The 20,097-nt window shown below is 48.4% G+C and carries 20 protein-coding genes; 18 read left to right on the top strand and 2 right to left on the bottom strand.

All coding sequences use genetic code 11. The features are described 5' to 3' along the window. Positions 1 to 28 precede the first annotated feature (28 nt). The 5 genes from ACL9RM_RS06805 (at position 29) to coaD (ending at position 2,957) form a co-directional block, all read left to right on the top strand. Positions 29 to 661 carry a hypothetical protein gene (locus ACL9RM_RS06805; protein WP_061831346.1) on the top strand — a complete coding sequence of 211 codons (633 nt, stop codon included), beginning with the start codon at positions 29 to 31 and terminating at the stop codon, positions 659 to 661. Continuing rightward, entirely contained in the window at positions 654 to 1,169 is a 516-nt protein-coding gene (locus ACL9RM_RS06810) for an accessory gene regulator ArgB-like protein (RefSeq protein ID WP_323873152.1), read from the top strand. The genes ACL9RM_RS06805 and ACL9RM_RS06810 overlap by 8 nt, the downstream gene beginning before the upstream one ends. Positions 1,170 to 1,174: 5 nt before the next feature. Further along, positions 1,175 to 1,321 carry a cyclic lactone autoinducer peptide gene (locus ACL9RM_RS06815; RefSeq protein ID WP_250268077.1) on the top strand — a complete coding sequence of 49 codons (147 nt, stop codon included), beginning with the start codon at positions 1,175 to 1,177 and terminating at the stop codon, positions 1,319 to 1,321. 480 nt (positions 1,322 to 1,801) lie between these two features. Next, the gene (rsmD, locus tag ACL9RM_RS06820; RefSeq protein ID WP_250268078.1) at positions 1,802 to 2,443 is read left to right on the top strand and encodes a 16S rRNA (guanine(966)-N(2))-methyltransferase RsmD; all 642 of its coding nucleotides are present in this window, start codon (positions 1,802 to 1,804) and stop codon (positions 2,441 to 2,443) included. Then, positions 2,436 to 2,957, top strand: a complete 522-nt coding sequence (gene coaD, locus ACL9RM_RS06825; RefSeq protein ID WP_250261723.1) for a pantetheine-phosphate adenylyltransferase — start codon at positions 2,436 to 2,438, stop codon at positions 2,955 to 2,957. The genes rsmD and coaD overlap by 8 nt, the downstream gene beginning before the upstream one ends. On the opposite strand, the gene ACL9RM_RS06830 is transcribed toward coaD, so the two are convergent. Beyond that, positions 2,920 to 4,215 (bottom strand): nucleoside recognition protein, encoded by a 1,296-nt coding sequence (locus ACL9RM_RS06830; RefSeq protein ID WP_422759360.1) that lies wholly within the window; start codon positions 4,213 to 4,215, stop codon positions 2,920 to 2,922. The genes coaD and ACL9RM_RS06830 overlap by 38 nt on opposite strands. Before the next feature lie 187 nt (positions 4,216 to 4,402). Between ACL9RM_RS06830 and ACL9RM_RS06835 the strand changes: the two genes are divergently transcribed. After that, positions 4,403 to 5,434 (top strand): YlbL family protein, encoded by a 1,032-nt coding sequence (locus ACL9RM_RS06835; RefSeq protein WP_061832137.1) that lies wholly within the window; start codon positions 4,403 to 4,405, stop codon positions 5,432 to 5,434. On the opposite strand, the gene ACL9RM_RS06840 is transcribed toward ACL9RM_RS06835, so the two are convergent. Further along, complete coding sequence (locus ACL9RM_RS06840) at positions 5,424 to 6,659, bottom strand: nucleotidyltransferase (protein ID WP_250268080.1); 1,236 nt, start codon at positions 6,657 to 6,659, stop codon at positions 5,424 to 5,426. The genes ACL9RM_RS06835 and ACL9RM_RS06840 overlap by 11 nt on opposite strands. A 355-nt stretch (positions 6,660 to 7,014) precedes the next feature. Here ACL9RM_RS06840 and ACL9RM_RS06845 point away from each other — a divergent pair, with 355 nt between their 5' ends. The 12 genes from ACL9RM_RS06845 (at position 7,015) to ftsY (ending at position 19,973) form a co-directional block, all read left to right on the top strand. Beyond that, a complete protein-coding gene (locus tag ACL9RM_RS06845; protein WP_069291707.1) occupies positions 7,015 to 7,533 on the top strand; it encodes a YceD family protein in 519 nt (172 codons plus the stop codon). A gap of 187 nt (positions 7,534 to 7,720) precedes the next feature. Beyond that, entirely contained in the window at positions 7,721 to 7,894 is a 174-nt protein-coding gene (gene rpmF / locus ACL9RM_RS06850; RefSeq protein WP_007429979.1) for a 50S ribosomal protein L32, read from the top strand. Positions 7,895 to 8,175: 281 nt separating this feature from the next. After that, complete coding sequence (gene fapR, locus ACL9RM_RS06855; protein WP_007429980.1) at positions 8,176 to 8,772, top strand: transcription factor FapR; 597 nt, start codon at positions 8,176 to 8,178, stop codon at positions 8,770 to 8,772. Continuing rightward, positions 8,756 to 9,748, top strand: coding sequence for a phosphate acyltransferase PlsX (gene plsX / locus ACL9RM_RS06860; RefSeq protein ID WP_061832012.1), 993 nt, complete (start codon positions 8,756 to 8,758; stop codon positions 9,746 to 9,748). The genes fapR and plsX overlap by 17 nt, the downstream gene beginning before the upstream one ends. A gap of 8 nt (positions 9,749 to 9,756) precedes the next feature. Beyond that, a complete protein-coding gene (locus ACL9RM_RS06865) occupies positions 9,757 to 10,746 on the top strand; it encodes a beta-ketoacyl-ACP synthase III (RefSeq protein WP_250268081.1) in 990 nt (329 codons plus the stop codon). Positions 10,747 to 10,827: 81 nt separating this feature from the next. Beyond that, positions 10,828 to 11,772 (top strand): ACP S-malonyltransferase, encoded by a 945-nt coding sequence (gene fabD / locus ACL9RM_RS06870; protein ID WP_250268082.1) that lies wholly within the window; start codon positions 10,828 to 10,830, stop codon positions 11,770 to 11,772. A gap of 50 nt (positions 11,773 to 11,822) precedes the next feature. Next, positions 11,823 to 12,572 carry a 3-oxoacyl-[acyl-carrier-protein] reductase gene (fabG, locus tag ACL9RM_RS06875; protein WP_025721716.1) on the top strand — a complete coding sequence of 250 codons (750 nt, stop codon included), beginning with the start codon at positions 11,823 to 11,825 and terminating at the stop codon, positions 12,570 to 12,572. Between the two features lie 108 nt (positions 12,573 to 12,680). Further along, positions 12,681 to 12,914: an acyl carrier protein gene (locus ACL9RM_RS06880; protein ID WP_007429985.1), complete on the top strand. Its 234-nt coding sequence runs from the start codon at positions 12,681 to 12,683 to the stop codon at positions 12,912 to 12,914. A gap of 228 nt (positions 12,915 to 13,142) precedes the next feature. Continuing rightward, positions 13,143 to 14,381, top strand: coding sequence for a beta-ketoacyl-ACP synthase II (fabF, locus tag ACL9RM_RS06885; RefSeq protein WP_061832008.1), 1,239 nt, complete (start codon positions 13,143 to 13,145; stop codon positions 14,379 to 14,381). Between the two features lie 12 nt (positions 14,382 to 14,393). Continuing rightward, positions 14,394 to 15,092: a ribonuclease III gene (gene rnc, locus ACL9RM_RS06890; protein WP_029515003.1), complete on the top strand. Its 699-nt coding sequence runs from the start codon at positions 14,394 to 14,396 to the stop codon at positions 15,090 to 15,092. Positions 15,093 to 15,348: 256 nt separating this feature from the next. After that, positions 15,349 to 18,918 carry a chromosome segregation protein SMC gene (gene smc / locus ACL9RM_RS06895; protein WP_250268083.1) on the top strand — a complete coding sequence of 1,190 codons (3,570 nt, stop codon included), beginning with the start codon at positions 15,349 to 15,351 and terminating at the stop codon, positions 18,916 to 18,918. 38 nt (positions 18,919 to 18,956) lie between these two features. Further along, positions 18,957 to 19,973, top strand: a complete 1,017-nt coding sequence (ftsY, locus tag ACL9RM_RS06900; RefSeq protein WP_250268084.1) for a signal recognition particle-docking protein FtsY — start codon at positions 18,957 to 18,959, stop codon at positions 19,971 to 19,973. Positions 19,974 to 20,097 lie beyond the last annotated feature (124 nt).

Here is a 20,097-nt window from a genome sequence, read left to right on the forward strand (position 1 = left end):
TGGTTGGAATTGTAAAGGAGATGCGCGCATGCTTTTGAAGCCAATCGGCTTTTTGCTTTTCTCCACGCTTGAGGGAGTAGCTGTTTTTGCGCTGATTTTGAGTATTTTTAAAGTTAAAATGACCCCTTATCTTTGGCAGGCCATTTTTGTTAACCTGATTATGAATATGCAAAGTTATATGCTCCGAGAGGAGTTTTCCCTTTCGTATTTGGTGCCTGTCGTAAATATGCTGCTTTTTATTTTTTTACTCGCTACGGTCGTGAAGATTCCGATTGTGTGGTCCGGTATTATGACGGTTACAGGTTATTTTGCATATGCCGTTGTTCAGTCGGTATTCTTAAAAGTCATGTTCGGCAACCTTCCGGTTTCTGAGCTGCAGGATGGGTCCTTGAAGGGCTATCTGCTACAAGTGGTAAGCGCGGCAGTAGGACTGCTTATTTCATTGATGTTGTATCGAAAAGGGATCGGCTTTTCCCCTAATTTCAAGAAGCTTAAGTTCAAAGAGGAATATGGCATTGTCATCACGCTGATTATCCTGTCCCTCATTTCAACTTCTATTGTGCTCTACTATAACGAGGTATGGTTAAGTATGATATTTTTTGCACTGGTTTCGGGATTTTTCATCTATTATGCAATCGGAAAGGAATACCGGGATGATTGAAGCGATGGCTTTCAAACTTGCTAACCAGATCAAACGTATTGTGCCTGATCATCCAGCCTCTGTCGCGGTACTTCAATACGCACTTGCTCTCATTCTGAATGCGTCCATGATCATCGTGTTAACACTATTCGCCTCAATCTTCACGGGGCGGATGGTAGAAGCTGTAACGATTCTTGTCGCTTTCGCCCTACTGCGCCAAATATCAGGAGGCATTCATTTGAAAACGGGCATGGCATGTGTGTTGGTGACCTCAGCAGCTTTTACTTACATATCCTGCATTGCCTTAAATAGTTGGTGGACAAACCTGTTTACCGGAATAGCTCTCATTCTCGTTTTATGTTTTGCCCCGTCCAGAATTGAAAAGCAGTCGCGCATTCCAGTACGTTTTTATCCCCTCTTGCGACTGTTATCCTCCTTGCTTGTATGTACTAATTTTGTAATCGGTTCCTCTGTAGTGGCTGTTGCTTTTTTGGTCCAAAGTCTAACATTGATCCGGGGAAGGAGGTGAGTGGAATGATGAGGAAAATGGTATATGGATTAGCCACATCGCTGTCTATGTTTGCAACATTTGCTGTATCAGTGGCGAGTTATGTGTATGTTTATCAAGGGGATACACCCGAGGAACTGCTGAATAAACAAAATGCCGAAATAGAAAAATGATACATAGAGCTGCTATTAAGCAGCTTCAGAGTGTCGAGAAAGTCCAGAGGACTTTTCGACACTTCTATTTTTATATGGGGAGACGCATCTTTTAAAACAAAAATCGATTTAAAACGATCTGAGGCCCCTAGTTTTTAGACCACTAAGACAGTTTTAAACCCCCTGCAAAAAAACAGGGGGTTTCTCGACAGCCTGAGAGCTGCTATTAAGCAGCTTCTTTTTATGTAAAAAAAATCAGGCGCTCCATTAAAGAGCGCCCGAATGGGAGAGGAGAAACCGGACGAAGAGCTTATGGGGAAACGTAAGTCTTCTCCGCGGTTGTCTACGACATTGGTTGAATGCCGATATCCTAAGGATGCCCAGGGAATGGTTTTTTATACCTGCCTCATCCTAAGTTTTTCAAACGGCGGTGCATGTGGTACGATAGCGTCATAATCTTATATGGTTATGAACACATATAGAAAATAGGTGAGTTTCAGCGTGAGAGTGGTATCGGGTAGTGCCAAAGGAAGGCCGTTAAAGGCAGTTCCCGGCACAGGGACGCGGCCGACCACGGATAAGGTCAAGGAAGCGCTATTTAGCATGATAGGTCCTTATTTTGATGGGGGAGTCGCACTTGATCTGTTTGCTGGTAGTGGTGGCCTGGGTATAGAGGCGCTTAGCCGGGGAATGGACAAGGCTGTTTTTATTGATATGGAATCCAAAAGCATTGATGTCATTAAAGAAAATTTACGAAAAACTGGACTGGAAGGACAGGCTGAAGTGTTCCGCAATGATGCCGGACGAGCGCTCAAGGTGCTGGCAAAACGTGGAGCTCTTTTTGATGCTGTTTTTCTCGATCCACCCTATCGTCTCAAACACGGAGATGAATTAATGAGCCGTATGGCTGAGTTGAACTTGCTTCGTTCAGATGCAATCATCGTGCTGGAGTATGAATCGGGACATGAATATCCGGAAAGCTTCGGACCGTTCGAACAGGTCAGAAAAGCAGTCTATGGTGAAACGGCGTTATCTATTTATCATTTTGCAGCCGATGCTTTGTCGAATGTTGTAGAACATACGGAAGCCGGAGTGGTCAAATTCGGCATCAGCGAATCAGACGGGGAGGACCATCATGATTGAGCACAAACCACGTATTGCCGTATATCCGGGAACCTTTGATCCCGTGACGATGGGGCACCAGGATATTATTCAAAGAGCAGCCAGACAGTTTGATCTATTGATTGTCGCGGTTCTTAACAATATTAGTAAAAATCCGCTGTTTTCACTTGAGGAACGAATGGAGCTGCTGCGAACGGTAACTCGCGATATCCCGAACGTTGAAGTGGACAGCTTCCGTGATCTGACAGCTAATTATGTACGTCAAAAAGGGGCCCAGGTTATTGTCAGAGGAATCCGGTCGGTGACTGATTTTGAATATGAGCTGCAATTAGCCTCTACAAATCATAAGCTGAACCCGGATGCGGAAACGATCTTTATGATGACCAATCCGACTTATTCATATCTGAGTTCCAGTATGGTGAAGGAAATTGCGCATTTTGATGGCAAGGTTGTAGATCTGGTGGCACCGGAGGTGGAAGACGCGCTGCGTGCGAAGGTCAACGCGAATCGCGGCGGCTCCACCATGAAGTCATAAAGGAAAAGGCCAGCAGGGTAACTATAATTGTACCCAGCAGCGCAATGGACAGTACGGTTAGTTGCCAGGGGTACATAGATGTTCCTTCTATTTGTGTTAGTAAGCCGCTGGCTCCGGTCATGACAGGATGCGTGGCAGATTCATTTACGCTTTCCACAAAAGAAGACACAGAACTGCGACTGACGTAAGCGGGAGTTGTATTACTGACGATGCGGTTAAGCGGGACCCATGTCGCTAAGGTAAGTCCAAAAGCAATGATCCCATGGAGCACTCGTGACAAGGTGAAGGTGATGCCCTTGTCGGAAGGTCTGGTGACGGCGGTAATCTGAAGCCAGCCGCACAGGCCGCCCCATCCCAACACAGCACTGATCAGGGCTGCTTGTGTACGGAGATCGTAGGGCAGACGGCTGATTTCATAGGAACCCAAATGGATTTCCATCCAGGCAGGCCATATGAAAGAAAGCGATCCTTGGCCTGTGTATATGGACAGCAGTCGAATCAGTACGGAAAAGAAAATAATGAATCCACCTGTCACCATCAGCGCCTGTACAGCATGGGATACGGTTTCGCCCAACAGTTTTCCGAAACTGCGGCCGTCCTGTTCTCTGGCAGAGCGGGTAGCTTCCCATGCGGATCGGATCAGGGAGGGAGAAGTACGGGAAACTGAGGTGCGCCGTAGGGCAGCTGGCGTTTCCCGTTTTTGCAATTCTTTGGACGATACAGGTAGTCTGGCGGTGATCCAGCCTGCCAGTAGCCCGGAAATCCAGTGAACTGCAAGTAACATCATGCCTGCGGTAGCATTGTGCAGTAGCCCTGTCCCGATGACGAGCAGGATGGTAATCGGATTGCAGAAATGAGCGATAGAGGTTAGACGTCGAAGCTGAAACGCAGTCATATCCTCCTGTTGTGCCCATTGGCGCACCGCTTCCGCTGCAGCGGGGAATCCCGCGGTCAGGCCGAGGGCCAACACCCAGCCGCTTCGCCCGGGTAGACGGAACCAGGATCGCATAAACGGCTCCAGCAGGATACCTAGTCCATGTACTAGACCAAAGGCGATGAGCATTTCGGACAGCATCAAAAAAGGCAGCATGGCTGGGAAAATAATACTCCACCATAGCTTAAGGCCTTGAGTAGAGGCTTGAAATACTTCTTCTGGTGAGGCGACAACAGCCAGTACAAGCAAAATGGCTCCGAGGCCAAGCAGTATGGTTGTCCAATAAGGAGCGGAATGGGCTTCCTTTTGCATCAAAGAATTCACCTCTCATAAATATACTAAGGAGAGTGGGATGCTGTCTCCAGTGTTTATTCACGTTCGTTGTCTTGGGATAGGTTGTTCGTATACGTTGTCGTAAACAATGTATGCTTTTTCGGAAGGCTTGAGAACAGGTGGCGCAGAGGCACTTGGATAAGATAGGAGAAGTTAGGCTGCAAGGGGGGGAGAAGCAATGAAACGAATAAACCGGAAAAGAGTTTTTTTTACAACCGGTTATGTGTTAATGCTGGCTGCAATGGTCTATGTGCTGGTCTATATGCCAACCCCTTATCTGATCTATGGACCAGGTGGGGCTAACGAGATCAAACCGATGGTTAAAGTCCGGGAGGGTGACAGCATCGAACGGGGGACCTTTATGATGACGACGGTATCGGCGCGTTATGCCAATGTTATTATGTTGGGCCTGTCCAAGCTGGACCGCAATTCGGAGATTCAGCGCAAAGAGGATCGTCTGCATGGAAGAAGTGAAGACGAATATGCGGCAGAGCAGGTATGGTATATGGGGGATTCCCAATCTTCCGCGATGGAGGCTGCCTACACCCGTGCCCATGTTCCCTATCGCATTGTGCCGGATTATGTGTATGTATTTAAGGTCCCGGGCTCGAACAGCGTGTTTGAGCCTGGAGATGAAATATTGGAGCTGAACGGCGTGCGAGTGACCGATAATCGTTCCATTCGGAAGGCTTTGGAGGACGAAAAATCGGGAAAAATGGCTAAAGTGAAGCTAAAGCGCGATGGAAAGTTGCTGACCGTTCAAGCTCCCTTAACGACCATCACGGACAGTGAGACGGGTAAGCAACGTTCTGGCTTTGGCGTCAGTATTGCCACGGTACAGAAGGTAGAGCCGAAGGATGAACGTAAAACGATTCATTTTACATCTACGGATGTTGGCGGTCCTTCGGCAGGTTTGATGTTTACCATGGAAATCTATAACCAACTGACACCAGGTGATCTGAGTAAGGGATATCGTGTAGCCGGTACGGGTACTATTGATAAGGACGGTCAGGTTGGAGCGATTGGTGGTGCAAAGTATAAAATAGTTGCTGCTGACCGTCAGGGTGCGGAATTGTTTTTCGTCCCTGCGGATAATTATAAAGAGGCCAAGGCCAAAGCTGAGCAAATGGGAAGCCGGATGAAGCTTGTTTCGGTTCGCAAGCTTGGTGATGCGCTGAATTATATGGAAAAGCTGCCCATCAAACCATAATGGGCGGTCGCAAGTAATCAGCATACATGCCGCGGATGGCGGGACGTGGCATCCCGGCTGCGTGTATGGCGGCTGCGGCTGTATCCCAGTCCAGGTGGGGATGTGATCCGGCAGACAGCTTGACCCATACTGGAAGGGTGGCTGTCTGCTTCATACGTGCCAGCAGCTCGCGTCCAGCCCTGTTAAAGCCGAGCACGCGGATATAGCCCGGACCTTTCGCCAGCTCATCCGGAGTCATATCGGCTTTGGCATGATTTAGCAAAATATGTGCACACATCCGCTGAAGCTTCGTACGAGTATACCGCCTTGTCTTGATCGCGGTGAGCAGGGCCTCCACAGAAGGCTGGGGCAGCGTGTACAGCGATTGCCGCAGACGATGCTCCAGCCCTTCGGTGACCTCGTGCAGCTCCGCCAGCTGCTGCGGGCTACGTGTGATTAGGGCGTTCAGCAACGGCTGGCTGAACGCTTCCCAGTGCAGCGGCGCGCGTTCAGCTTGCCACTCGCGCCGCAAAATCTCCAGTGTCGCCGCAGGTATGTACGGCGACGCGGCCTCCGGCCCGCCGTCCAGCAGCAGACGGCGGATGGCCGTGGCGCTGGCGATGACTCCGTCCGCAGGGGCCACGGCTTCGTGGTAGCCCGATCCCGTGCGGGCTACCGTGAAGGGCTTGATTGTGCTGCCTAGCCGTTCCAGCGCAATCAAATAATGCAGCCCCAACGTATTGTTGGGCTGCTGCATGAGGGCGGCGAGCGCAGCGCCGTCCGCTCCTTCGGCCGCGAGCGCGGCTGCGGCTCCCGCGTAGGCAGCGGGATAGCTCGTGCCGCTGCTTAGGCGCTGCGCGATGCCAGCCTTGAGCTCGGCCGGCTCTGCCGCCAGCACGCGAGCCAGCGCGCGCAGCGGGGCGATGTCTCCGCTCTCGCTGCCGAAGCAGAGCGCGTCGACGATGCCCGTCGCATGGAGCAGGGCGACCGCTCCGCGGGCAAACCATTCTGCGGGCTGGACGGCATAGGCCACAGGCAGCTCCAGAACTAGGTCCACACCCATGGCGAGTGCCATTTCGGTGCGGGACCATTTGTCTGTAATCGCGGGTTCACCCCGCTGAAGGAAAGGACCACTCATCACAGCCACTGTGCGTTGTGCACCAGTGATGCGAAGAGATTCCTCCCAGTGATGGACATGTCCGTTATGCAGGGGATTGTACTCTACAATCATACCGAGTGTTTTCAAGACCGTAGTCGGCTCCTTTCTTAAAGTAGCTTATTGGGTAACCCTTTTGATAATAATGGTTAAGTACCCGTGAATGATTGTTTTCAGGGCAGCTATACTGATTTTTCATCGTCGGCATGAACAAGACCATTGAGACCTGGACGAAAAAGCTTTATACTCGCATTATTGTACACGAAGAGTGGCGGGGGTACGAATACTCATCAGTACATGTTTAGCACAATGCATTTTTACTTCTGCATAAAACTTGTCGAACCATTGGAAAACCGGTGGATTTGTGAGTGGTGTAAAGTGAAAGGTGTTGACAAACGACTCGATCAGTCGGTATAATAATTTTTGTTTGTTTGGAGTGATAGTGATGCAACTATTTTTTCGCAAAGTAGCAACAAGTGACGGTCCTTTTCCTATCCGTGAATCTCTTAATGTGAGTGAATTGGTGGATGATCGTGCTGATGTTACGGCCGTTTCCCCGCTGGAGACCGACTTGGTCGCCGTTAGTCTGGGTCAAGGCTTGATGAGCGTGGAAGGCACGTTGACCGCAGGTCTGGACATGCTGTGCTCACGCTGTTTAAGCCCGATGCACGAGGATTTAAAGATTGAATTCCGTGAACGGTTCAAGCAAACCTCTTCGAGTGTTGAAGAGGAGGATGAAGATGGCGATTTTATCGCAGTGACGGAGGACTCCTTCGACATTGCACCGTATTGTGAAGAACTGTTTGTACTGCATGTGCCGTTTGCGCCTTTGTGCAGTGAGGATTGTCAGGGAATCGCACCAAAGACCGGACAAAACTGGAGTATTGGCTCCGATGACAGTAGCGATGGCAATACGGAAAAGATTGATCCGCGTCTGGCAGGGCTTAAGGATTTTTTTAAATGAGAATTGAGTTCAATTCTGAAAAATCATCATCCGCTTGTGCCGGAGAGTTACTGAACCGATGCGTGGATGTTGCAGGCTTGATTCACCGGCTGTAAGATAATTGCTTCTAGCATTTTCTTTCAGTCTTGAATGAGATAAGAAGTCATACCCGTTATGCGGGGTTGATCTGGTTAAGGAGGTGGGAAGAATGGCAGTACCTCAACGGAGAACATCCAAAACTCGTCGCGACAAACGTCGTACTCACTTTAAACTGGCAGTACCAGGTATGGTGAAATGCTCCGAATGCGGCGAATTGAAACTTGCTCACCATGTGTGCAAAGTTTGCGGAACGTACAAAGCTAGAGAGATCATCTCTCAATAATGTCCGATAAGCGGATTCTTTGGAATCTTCGCAGAAAGAGTAGCGCTTCACTTCAGTGAGGCGCTACTTTTTTTGTCTGCATGCTTCCTTTTTACGTCAGCATGCTATATACTGTTTTAGTACCAGGTTCTAAGAAAGAAGGGCCGAAGGGGTTCCTTTATACATACAAGAAGACAAATCGGCTTGAAGTCTCGCCGTTAGAAAGTGAAGTAAAGTAACCCAAACTGTCGTCTGAACGACAGTTTATTGTAGAGAAAGGAGGCGTCACTGACATCGAACGTTTGCCGAAGAGACAGAGACAGCAGCGGCTGACTCAATTAATTGATGATAATCCGTTCGTAACGGATCAGGAATTGACAAGACAGCTGAAGGTAAGTATTCAGACTATTCGGCTGGACCGGATGGAACTGGGAATCCCGGAATTGCGGGAACGGCTAAAGCTGATGGCTGAGCGCTCCTACGACCAGGTTCGTTCCTTGCCTTTGCATGAAGTGATCGGGGATATCGTTGATCTACAGTTGGATCGAAGCGGTATTTCGATTTTTGAGATTAAAGAGGAACATATTTTTTCGCGTACTGGCATTGCGCGGGGGCATTATGTATTTGCCCAGGCCAATTCATTGGCCGTTGCCGTGATTAATGATGAGATAGCATTGACCGCGTCAGCGGATATACGCTTTGTCCGCCCGGTTCATTTAGGTGAGAAGTGCATTGCCAAGGCATATGTACGCTCCAATCCAGAACAAAAAGGGAAGGCTAAAGTGGAAGTCTTTGCCTACGTAGGAGAAGAAATGGTGTTCCAAGGCAACTTTGTCATTTATCGCTCCACGGAGGAAGAGTATAGCGAAGGAGGAAGTCAGCATGCGGATCGCCATTGATGCCATGGGGGGAGATAATGCTCCTGAGGCGACAGTAGAGGGCGCCCTATCTGCGGCGGCGGAATGGAAGGATACGGACATTACGCTGGTTGGTGACCGGGAACGTATTGAATCGGTTCTGAACGGCAGGGCGTTGCCGACGAACCTCAGCATTCGCCATGCATCCGAAACGATAGATGCGCAGGACGAGCCTGTAAAGGCAGTGCGCCGTAAAAAGGATGCTTCGATGGTCGTGGCTGGTCGAATGGTCAGAGAAGGCGAAGCGGATGCCATGATATCTGCAGGTAATACAGGCGCGCTAATGACCACAGGGTTGCTGGTGGTTGGAAGAATGGAAGGCATTGAACGTCCGGCTCTCGCGCCGATGATACCAACGATTGATGATCAGGGTATTCTGGCGCTTGACTTGGGAGCCAATATGGATGCCAAGCCTGAGCATCTTGCCCAGTATGCACTGATGGGGAGTTTGTATCGTCAGAAAGTTCACGGTGTGACTTCTCCAAGGGTGGGTCTGCTGAATGTGGGGACTGAAGCTGGGAAGGGCAATGAACTGACGAAGTTGGCATTTCCACTTATTGAGCAATTACCTGTCAATTTTGTGGGTAATGTTGAATCGAGAGATGTGTTAACCGGGAATTGCGATGTACTGGTGTGTGATGGATTTGCTGGGAATATCATGCTAAAATCACTGGAGGGTACAGCCGGAGCCATATTTTCTCTCTTAAAAGAGCAATTCACCAAATCCTTGAAGACCAAGCTTGCGGCAGCCTTGATTATGCCTGAGCTTCGCAGTCTGAAAGGTAAATTGGATTATAAAGAGCATGGCGGGGCTCCTTTGCTGGGTTTGAGTGGACTCGTCCTGAAAAGTCACGGTTCGTCTGACGGCGTTGCCGTCAAAAACGCGGTAAGGCAGGCTCGTACCGCCTTGCAAAACCGGTTGGTGGAAAGTATATCCAAGGAAATCAGCAGGAAGTGAGTGACGATATGAATAAATTACGGCCGGTTGGTGTTATCGGAACAGGGAAATACGTACCTGAGAAAATTCTGACCAATAAAGATTTGGAAGCAATCGTAGAAACGAGTGATGAATGGATTGTCAGCCGTACAGGGATTCAGGAGCGCCATATTGCGGCTCCAGAACAGGCTACATCTGATTTAGCTTATGAAGCAGCAATTAAGGCGTTGGAGTCCGCGGGTATGACGGCACAGGATTTGGATTTAATTATTGTAGCTACGGTTACACCGGATATGGCGTTTCCGTCAACTGCCTGCATTCTTCAGGACAAATTGGGAGCCAAAGGCGCAGCAGCTTTCGATTTGTCTGCGGCATGCTCGGGTTTTGTATACGGACTGGCTACGGCAACAAGCTTCATTAAGACAGGTATTTATAATAATGCATTAATCATTGGGGCAGACTGTCTTTCTCGGATTACAGATTATACCGACCGCAATACCTGTGTTCTATTCGGAGATGGTGCAGGAGCTGTAGTGATTGGCGAAGTGCCTGAAGGTAGAGGATTCCAATCCTTTGATCTCGGGGCTGAAGGTGCCGGAGGCAGCTTACTCAAGTTGGAAGCAGGAGGCTCGCGTTTGCCTGCGAGTGCAGACACACTGGAAAATAAACAGCACTATATTTACATGAACGGACGCGAAGTGTTCAAGTTCGCGGTTCGTGTTATGGGAACGGCAACGGTTGAAGTGTTGGAAAAAGCAGGGCTGTCCAAAGATGATATTGATCTGTTCGTTCCGCATCAAGCCAATATTCGCATCATCCAATCGGCGATGCAACGTCTGGATTTACCAGAGGAAAAGGTAGTTGTTAATGTTCATAAATATGCGAATACATCTGCAGCATCAATCCCTCTCGCTCTTGTGGAAGCAGCTGAGGAAGGCCGCATGAAGGAAGGCGACCGTGTATTAATGGTGGGCTTTGGCGGTGGCTTGACCTGGGGAGCGTCGGTTCTTGTCTGGTAATTAGTTGGAATTTTTGATATAATATTGGATTTGTGTAGTGTTTTACAGGACAAGCATTGGATACAGAGAGGTGCATACACGATGGGCAAAACGGCATTTATATTTCCCGGTCAGGGCTCACAAGCTGTAGGTATGGCTAAAGATGCTTATGAAGCAGTTCCAGCTGCAACAGAAGTATTTCGCCAAGCGGACGAACGGTTAGGGTTCGCACTAAGCACACTGATTTTTGAAGGGCCGGACACAGCTTTGAAGCAAACATCCAATACGCAGCCTGCACTGTTAACGGCGAGCATTGCGTTGTATGAAGCGTTCAAGGAAAAAATGGGCATTCATCCCGATTATGTGGCTGGACACAGTCTAGGAGAATATAGCGCGCTAGTCGCTTCCGGTGTCCTCGCTTTTGAGGATGCGGTTGAGATCGTTCGTACACGTGGCGAGTTCATGGAGCAGGCCATTCCTGATGGGCAAGGCGGGATGGCTGCTGTGTTGGGAGCTGATCGTGAAGCATTGGCAGCATTGTGCCGAGATATTACGGAGTCTGGTCAACTGGTCGAACTAGCCAACATCAATTGTCCCGGACAAATTGTTGTATCTGGTACGAAGGAGGGCGTAGCTGCTGTCGCTGAACGTGTGAAGGAAGCAGGAGGCAAGCGCGCTATTACTCTGGAGGTTAGCGGTCCTTTCCACTCATCATTGATGAAGGAAGCAGCGACCAAGCTCTCCGGCAAGTTGGGGGCTGTAAATTTCTCGAAAGCTCAGATTCCAGTTGTTGCCAATGTAACAGCTAAACCTGTACGTGAGGGGAGCGAAATCCGCCAACTGTTGGTGGATCAGGTCTATTCTCCGGTACTGTGGGAAGACAGTGTAACATGGCTACTAGAACAAGGTGTTGACACCTTTGTTGAGTTTGGACCGGGAAGTGTTTTGACTGGACTGGTTAAAAAAATCGACAAAACGGTTAAGCTGTATAATATAAGCAGCCTGGAGTCGTTTGCTTCTGTAACGGAAGCCTTGGAGGCCCGTTAAAAGTATAATCATTGCCTTAACGGGTTATATACTTGCAAGGGGGGACTATGATGTCTAAGCCATTGAGTGGAAAAACGGCGCTCGTTACGGGAGCGTCGCGCGGAATTGGCCGTAGTATCGCGCTGGCGCTGGCTGAAGCAGGCGCTAATGTGGCAGTAAACTATGCTGGTAGTGAAGCGGCTGCGACTGAGGTAGCAGAGCAGATTCGTGCCAAAGGTGTAGAGGCTATTACAGTTCAGGCTAATGTCGGTCGCGCTGACGAAGCAGATCAGTTGATCAAGGATGTGATTGGCGCTTGGGGCAAGATTGACATCCTGGTGAATAATGCCGGCATAACAAGAGATAATTTAATCATGCGCATGAAGGAAGAGGAATTCGATCAGGTGATCGAAACGAATCTGAAGGGTGTGTTTAATTGTCTTAAGGCGGCAACACGTCCAATGATGAAGCAGCGTTCTGGCCGAATTATCAATATCTCCTCCGTGGTCGGTGTACTTGGCAACGCAGGACAAGCCAACTACGTTGCTGCTAAAGCAGGGGTAATTGGTCTTACCAAATCCTCTGCTCGAGAGCTTGCGTCGAGAGGTATTACAGTGAACTGTGTGGCTCCTGGATTCATCGATACCGAGATGACGCAGGTACTGGCTGATGATTTGCGTGACAATATGCTTAGCGGTATACCGCTGGCCCGTCTTGGACGGCCTGAGGAAATTGCTGACGTGGTGCTGTTCTTGGCCTCGGATGCTTCCTCATATATGACGGGCCAGACTTTGCATGTGGATGGCGGCATGTATATGTAGTAGCATGTTGCCAATCCGCATGCCCCGATGAAGAGTTGTCAATGAAAACTCTCTTCTATGGCATTTTAATTGTAATTTTCGTATAATACCTAAGAGGAGGTGAGCCGGATGTCCGATGTATTGGAGCGCGTAAAACGCATTGTCGTTGACCGTTTGGGAGCCGACGAAGCCGAAGTTACACTTGAAGCATCTTTTAAAGATGATTTAGGCGCTGATTCTCTCGATGTAGTTGAATTGGTAATGGAATTGGAAGATGAGTTTGATATGGAAATCTCTGATGAAGATGCAGAGAAAATTACAACTGTAGGTGAAGTTGTGAAGTACATACAATCTCATACCTAATTCATGTCATCAAAAGTCCCGTTCTGTTACAGGCGGGACTTTCTCCTAATTATACAGATTGAACTAAAGACGGAATTGCCGCGTGTTTTTGAGTTTGGCTCAGCTTCACTTAGTCAAAGGCTGAGAAGTATGCGTCATTACTAACTTTAGTTGATTCTATATTATTTTTACGCACAAGAGTGTGCGGTCTTAAAATACAATATGCAGTAGACATAGAGGTGATTATCTTTGAAACAACGTGTTGTCATAACAGGAATGGGTGTAATCACTTCGCTGGGACAGGATTTGAACACACTATGGGATAATCTGATGGCTGGAAAATCCGGCGTCAGTGAAATCGAAGCTTTCGATACAAGTGAGTACACTACGAAAATAGCCGCTTCCATTAAAGATTTTAATCCAGAGGATTATATTGAACGTAAGGATGCGCGTAAAATGGACCGCTTTGTGCAGTTTGCGGTTGCTGCTAGTAAGTTGGCGCTTGAGGACAGCGGACTTGTAATCGGAGAAAATGCGGACGCTGAGCGTGTTGGTGTATCTGTCGGTTCCGGTATTGGCGGATTGGGAACTTGGGAAGATCAGCACAACGCACTGATTGAAAAAGGACCTAAACGCGTAAGCCCTTTCTTCATCCCGATGATGATTGCTAATATGGGTTCCGGTCAAGTATCGATTTCACTCGGTGCTAAAGGCCCTAATACATCACCAGTTACGGCATGTGCCACGGGCAGTCATGCTATTGGCGATTCCTTCCGCATGATTCAGCGCGGTGACGCAGACGCCATGATTTGCGGAGGAGCTGAGGCCACTATTCGTCCGATTGGTATGGCTGGATTTTGTTCCATGCGAGCGATGTCCACGCGTAATGACGAGCCTCAAAAGGCAAGTCGTCCTTTCGATACCGAAAGAGACGGGTTTGTTATGGGCGAAGGCTCTGGTGTTCTTATTCTGGAATCGTTGGATCATGCTTTGAAGCGTGGTGCGCGTATTTACGGTGAAGTGATTGGCTACGGTCTTTCTGGCGATGCCCATCATATGACGGAGCCTGATCCAGAGGGAGCGGCACGCTGCATTAGAATGGCGATCCGTGATGCTGGATTGAATCCTGAAGAGATTGATTATATCAATGCACATGGTACATCTACACCAGTCGGTGATAAATCCGAAACGGAAGCAGTTAAGAAAACGCTTGGAGAGCATGCCTATAAGGTAGCGATCAGCTCAACCAAGTCGATGACAGGGCATTTATTGGGTGCAGCGGGCGGCGTTGAAGCCGTGATCTGTGGTCTCGCCCTTCAGCATCAGACGATTCCGCCAACGATTAATTTGGATAATCAAGACCCGGCATGCGATCTTGATTATGTACCTAATAAGCCGAGAAAAGCGGAACTGAATGTGGTTATGTCCAATTCCTTTGGTTTTGGCGGTCACAATGCTACGGTTATTCTAAAAAAATATGAAGCATAAGGGGTCAGTTCGTTGAGTGGAGACTTGAAGCAATTACAGCAGAAACTTCATATTCAATTCAACAATCGGCAGCTTCTGAAGCAGGCCTTTACGCACGCTTCCTACGTAAACGAACATCGGTTCAGTCAGCATGCAGACAATGAGCGTCTTGAATTTTTAGGTGACGCTGTTCTGGAACTGACGGTGTCCGAGCAATTGTACAATCAGTACCCTAACCGACCCGAAGGCGAACTCACCAAGTTGCGTGCAGCTATTGTCTGTGAGCCTTCTCTGGTGAAATTTGCTGTCGGGCTTGAGTTCGGGCAATATGTACTGCTTGGAAAAGGTGAAGAGTTGACAGGTGGACGTACTCGTCCGGCTCTGTTGGCTGATGTATTCGAAGCGTTCGTAGGTGCGCTTTATTTGGATCAGGGTCTGGAGGCCGTCCGTTCGTTTTTGGAACATTATATTTTTCCTCAAATTGTATTAAATGGTAAGCTTCAGATGAGTGATTTCAAAACAGAGCTTCAGGAACTGACGCAGCATCATAACATGGGGATGCTTGAATACAAGATTGTAGAGGAGCGCGGACCAGCCCATGAGCGCGAGTTTGTAGCTGAGGTATATATGGACAGCGAACGGCTAGGGGCAGGTACGGGACGCTCCAAAAAAGAAGCTGAGCAGCAAGCGGCGGCAGTAGCTTTAAACCGTTTGAAGCTGGCAGAATCGTAATCGGTACCTGAGCAGCCCGGACGGGTTACGCAAGCAGGGGGCACAAAGTAAGAGCAAAGGGCAGTCCGCGGGGAGTCCCGGCCCGTAATGGCGAATGGACTGCGTTTTGCTCTTTTTTCGTGGCTTTGCTGGTGTAATGTGAGTGTCGGTACTGTGCTTTATACAAGCTAGTTTATGCTACAATAGGGATAATTCATATCAATCAGGTATACGGTGTTGTACAAGCATATTTGAAATGTTAGAGGTGAGATTGAGCATGTTTTTAAAGCGCATTGAGCTGGCGGGCTTCAAATCGTTTGCAGATAAAACGGAAATGGAATTTGTCCGCGGCATTACGGCAGTCGTCGGACCCAACGGAAGCGGAAAAAGTAATATTTCCGACGGAATTCGTTGGGTGCTGGGCGAACAGAGTGCCAAATCACTGCGTGGCGGCAAAATGGAGGACATTATTTTTGCGGGTAGTGATGCTCGTAAGGCTGTTAATTACGGTGAAGTATCGCTTACGTTGGATAATGAAGATCAGGCGTTGCCTCTGGATTTTGGTGAGGTCACGGTAACGCGACGTGTACATCGAAGTGGGGATAGTGAATATTTCATTAATCGGCAATCATGCAGACTCCGAGATATTACAGAGCTGTTTATGGATACAGGCATTGGTAAAGAAGCTTATTCAATTATTGGGCAGGGACGCATTGAAGAAATTCTGAGTACCCGATCTGAGGATCGTCGAGGTATTTTTGAGGAAGCTTCGGGTATCGTAAAATATAAATCGCGTAAAAAGGATGCGGTTCGCAAGCTGGATGAAACGGAGCAAAATTTGCTGCGTATTCACGATTTGGTTAGTGAACTGGAGGATCAGATTGGACCGCTTAAGGAGCAGTCTGAAAAGGCGATTCATTTTAAAGAGCTGCGCGGTGAATTGAAATCAAAAGAAATTTCAATGTACGTCCATCAAATTGAACAAATTCATACTTCGTGGAGCGATGCGACTTCCAAACTAGCTCTGTTGCAGCAGGAGCAGCTTCAGTTGTCTACGGTGGTGTCCCGACATGATGCGATGCTGGAAAGCGACCGCAACGAATTGCGCCAGCTGGAAGAGCAGGTAGAGCAGTTGCAAAGGGATTTGCTGCAATACAGTGAAGCGACGGAGAAAAGTGAAGGCTACGGCGAATTGCTCAAAGAGCGCACACGCAATCTGGAGGCTAATCGGGAACAATTGATCTTATCACTTAGCACAAGCGAATCACGGCATTCCGAGCGCAGGAGTGAACTGGATCAGCTGAACGAAAAGCTGTCTGCACTGAATGTAGAGCTTGACGAGTTGCGTGCGCGGCTGTCTGACGAAGAGGCCAAACTGATTGGTGTTACAGGCGGAATCAGCCAGGAGCAGGAAGAAAGCCTAAAGGGTGGTCTGCTGGAGCTGATGAATCAGATGGCGCAGGCGCGTAACGAAATTCGTTATACAGACCAACAGAAGGAAGCATTGGAACGGCGTGTGACTCGCGTAAGTGACGAATCCGGCAAATGGGAAGCCCAGAAAGTACAACTTGAACAGCGCAAAAAGGGATTGGAAGCTGCGGTTCAGAAGCTGGGGCAGGAAATCAGTAGTTTGCGTAGTGGCTATATTCAGGGAAGTGAAAAGTACCAGGCCCTGCAAAAACTACTGGAAGAAAACCAGGGTACGGTTAGTAAATGGGAACAAAAACGTGAGGCTCAAATTTCACGGCGAGATACAATGAAGGAAATGCAGGATGACTTTGACGGCTTCATGCTTGGAGTTAAAGAGGTATTGAAGGCTGCACGAAAAGAAACTTTGCATGGTGTGCATGGAGCGGTAGCGGAGCTGATTCGGGTGCCTGAGCATTTAGAGCAGGCGATGGAAACTGCTTTGGGTGCTTCAGTTCAGCATATCGTGATGGAAAATGAATCCGTATCTAGACAGGCGATCAGTTTTCTAAAGCAACGTCAACTGGGCAGAGCGACATTTTTGCCTATGGATGTTATCCGTCCGCGTCAAATCGGTGCAGGAGAACGCCAAATTGCAGAAGGAGCCGAAGGCTTTGTCGGAATCGGTGCAGATCTTGTTCAGTATGATGATCGATATGCCGGAATTGTAGGCAGTCTCTTGGGGAATGTGGTCATTGCCCGTACGTTGGAAGATGCAAACCGTATTGCGGCCCGTTGCCAATATAGATACCGCGTTGTCACTTTGGAAGGCGATGTTGTCAATGCAGGGGGTTCCATGACTGGGGGAAGCCAGTTCAAGAAAAATGCTAATCTGCTTGGACGCAAACGTCAGCTGGATCAGTTGGATCAAGACATTGTAGATACGGAGCAGCAAATTGCAAGGTTGCGCCAGAGTGCAATAGATACCAAACGCCAGTTGGAGGAGACACAGACCCGTCTGGACGAGCTTCGTCACGGCGGCGATGTGAAGCGCGGTGAAGAGCAGCAGATGGCAATGGAACTCAAGCAACTGGAGCATGAACTTCGTCATGTTCTGGAGCAGGTCGCTGCGTCTGGTCAGGAGAAAAAGGGCTTTGATCAGGAAATTAAGGAACTGGAAACTTCACGTGAAGAAGCGTTGGTAAAGTTGGCTGCGCTGGAGGAAGAAGAAAAGAAAACGCATCAGGCCATTCACGCTGCTGAATTTGCCCGTAAAGCCAACGAATCTGCCAAAGAGCAGCTACAGGGAGAGCTCACGAATCTCAAGGTAAGAGAAGGAAAGCTGGACCAAGAGCGCTTTTCTTTGGAAGAGCAGTTGCGCAGATTGCGTGGGGATTATGATACTCTTGGTAAAGATTCGAGACAAAACAAAACCTTGCTTGCTTCCATCGAAGCAGATTTGCTGACCAATGAGCAGGAGACCGTGAAACAGATTGAAAATCTCAATCAATACCGTTTGAAAAAGGAAGAAGCCGCACAGCAATTGGAATTCAAGCGGGCTGCACGTAGCAGCTTGTCCAAAAAGCTTGAAGTGGCTGAGAACGACACGAAAGAACAGCGAATTCAGCTCAAGTCAGTGGAGGAGTTGCTTCGTCAAACGGAAATTGGAGTAAATCGGCTTGATGTGGAACTGGAAAACGTTCTGAAAAAATTAAGTGATGATTATGAACTCAGCTATGAGTTAGCCAAGCAGCGTTACCCTATACCGGAAGATATTGAAGGTACGCAGAGTGAGGTAGAAAGGCTCAAACGGGGTATTTCCGCGTTGGGTGAGGTGAATCTAGGCGCCATTGAGGAATACCAGCGTGTGCATGAGCGTTATACGTTTCTTGATGAGCAAAAGTCTGATTTGGTGGAGGCCAAGACAACGCTTTATCAGGTTATTCGTGAAATGGATGAAGAAATGTCCAAACGCTTTAAGACTACGTTCGATGCTATTCGGCGCGAATTTGGAACGGTATTCTCCAAGCTGTTCGGAGGCGGACGTGCTGATCTCGTGCTGCTTGACCCGGAACGCTTATTGGAGACGGGAATTGACATCGTAGCTCAGCCACCGGGCAAAAAACTGCAAAACTTGCAGCTACTGTCGGGCGGTGAGCGTGCGTTAACAGCGATGGCGTTACTATTTGCCATTTTACACGTTAAACCTGTTCCATTCTGTGTACTCGATGAAGTAGAGGCTGCATTGGACGAAGCAAACGTAGTGCGTTTTGCCCAGTATTTACGAGAATTCTCGGAGCAGACACAGTTCATTGTAGTCACACACCGCAAGGGCACAATGGAAGAATCAGATGTGCTGTACGGGGTTACGATGGAGGAAGGCGGGGTTTCCAAACTCGTATCTGTCAAGCTGGACAACGATGAAGCTGAGATTGCCTGACATTAAATAACATACTTTCAGACCAACGGAGGGAATCCATGAGTTTCTTTAGGAAATTGAAGGAAAGCATTGCAAACAAAACTGAATCTGTCACAAAACAGTTCAAAGATGGTTTGGAAAAAACACGTAAAGGTTTTGTTGAAAAAGTAACGGACTTAATGATTCGCCGTAAAAAGATTGATGAGGAATTTTATGAGGAACTGGAAGAAATTCTGATCGGAGCGGACGTAGGCGTCAACACGGTTATGAACCTCATTGAAGACCTGCGAGAAGAAGTGAAAAAGCGCAAAATTGAGGACGCATCGGAATTACAGCCTGTATTGTCGGAAAAGCTGTCCGAGTTGCTGCGGGGGAATGACAATAGTCAGCTCAAAATGAGCGCTGACGGGATTACAGTCATTCTATTCGTGGGAGTCAATGGCGTCGGCAAAACGACAACCATTGGCAAGTTAGCTCACCGTTTTAAACAAGAGGGCAAAAAAGTATTATTGGCTGCCGGAGATACGTTCCGGGCGGGTGCGATTGAACAGTTGGAGGTCTGGGGCGAACGGGCAGGTGTAGAGGTTATTAAGCAGCAATCCGGTTCCGATCCGGCTGCGGTTATGTTTGATGCCGTACAGGCTGCCAAGCAGCGTCAAGTGGATGTTTTGTTGTGTGATACCGCAGGACGTCTTCAGAATAAAAGCAATCTGATGGAGGAACTGAACAAAATTTTCCGCGTGATCCAACGCGAAATTCCAGATGCTCCTCATGAAGTGTTGTTGGTACTTGATGCGACGACTGGACAAAATGCACTTAACCAAGCCAAGCTGTTTGGTGAGAAAAGCGGTGTAACCGGGCTGGTACTAACGAAGTTGGATGGTACAGCGAAGGGCGGGATTGTTGTGGCCATCCGTCAGGAGCTGAATTTGCCTGTTAAGCTGGTGGGCTTAGGTGAAAAAGTGAATGATCTTCAACCGTTTGATTCCGAGCAATTCGTTCATGCGTTGTTTGCGGGGTTGATTCAGGAAGAGACCGTCGAAGTAACTGCTGCAGACGAGGAAGAACAGAACTGATACGTTTAAAGTAGGCTTTCATGCTACGTTTGGGACTAAGTAGCCATCCTGTTGCTGTTCAAGTTCGCCCAGATGTATAATGAAAGCAAGAGGTCTGTCGATGCCGTATATGTAATGTATGTTG

It is taken from the genome of Paenibacillus sp. S29, from assembly GCF_049319765.1.
Lineage (GTDB): Bacteria > Bacillota > Bacilli > Paenibacillales > Paenibacillaceae > Paenibacillus > Paenibacillus polymyxa_B.

Excerpts from the sequence above, each read along its gene's own strand:
- ACL9RM_RS06805 (WP_061831346.1), top strand. The coding sequence starts at position 29 with ATGCTTTTGAAGCCAATCGGCTTTTTGCTTTTCTCCACGCTTGAGGGA.
- ACL9RM_RS06810 (WP_323873152.1), top strand. The coding sequence starts at position 654 with ATGATTGAAGCGATGGCTTTCAAACTTGCTAACCAGATCAAACGTATT.
- ACL9RM_RS06815 (WP_250268077.1), top strand. The coding sequence starts at position 1,175 with ATGATGAGGAAAATGGTATATGGATTAGCCACATCGCTGTCTATGTTT.
- coaD (WP_250261723.1), top strand. The coding sequence starts at position 2,436 with ATGATTGAGCACAAACCACGTATTGCCGTATATCCGGGAACCTTTGAT.
- ACL9RM_RS06835 (WP_061832137.1), top strand. The coding sequence starts at position 4,403 with ATGAAACGAATAAACCGGAAAAGAGTTTTTTTTACAACCGGTTATGTG.
- ACL9RM_RS06845 (WP_069291707.1), top strand. The coding sequence starts at position 7,015 with ATGCAACTATTTTTTCGCAAAGTAGCAACAAGTGACGGTCCTTTTCCT.
- rpmF (WP_007429979.1), top strand. The coding sequence starts at position 7,721 with ATGGCAGTACCTCAACGGAGAACATCCAAAACTCGTCGCGACAAACGT.
- plsX (WP_061832012.1), top strand. The coding sequence starts at position 8,756 with ATGCGGATCGCCATTGATGCCATGGGGGGAGATAATGCTCCTGAGGCG.
- ACL9RM_RS06865 (WP_250268081.1), top strand. The coding sequence starts at position 9,757 with ATGAATAAATTACGGCCGGTTGGTGTTATCGGAACAGGGAAATACGTA.
- fabD (WP_250268082.1), top strand. The coding sequence starts at position 10,828 with ATGGGCAAAACGGCATTTATATTTCCCGGTCAGGGCTCACAAGCTGTA.
- fabG (WP_025721716.1), top strand. The coding sequence starts at position 11,823 with ATGTCTAAGCCATTGAGTGGAAAAACGGCGCTCGTTACGGGAGCGTCG.
- ACL9RM_RS06880 (WP_007429985.1), top strand. The coding sequence starts at position 12,681 with ATGTCCGATGTATTGGAGCGCGTAAAACGCATTGTCGTTGACCGTTTG.
- smc (WP_250268083.1), top strand. The coding sequence starts at position 15,349 with ATGTTTTTAAAGCGCATTGAGCTGGCGGGCTTCAAATCGTTTGCAGAT.
- ftsY (WP_250268084.1), top strand. The coding sequence starts at position 18,957 with ATGAGTTTCTTTAGGAAATTGAAGGAAAGCATTGCAAACAAAACTGAA.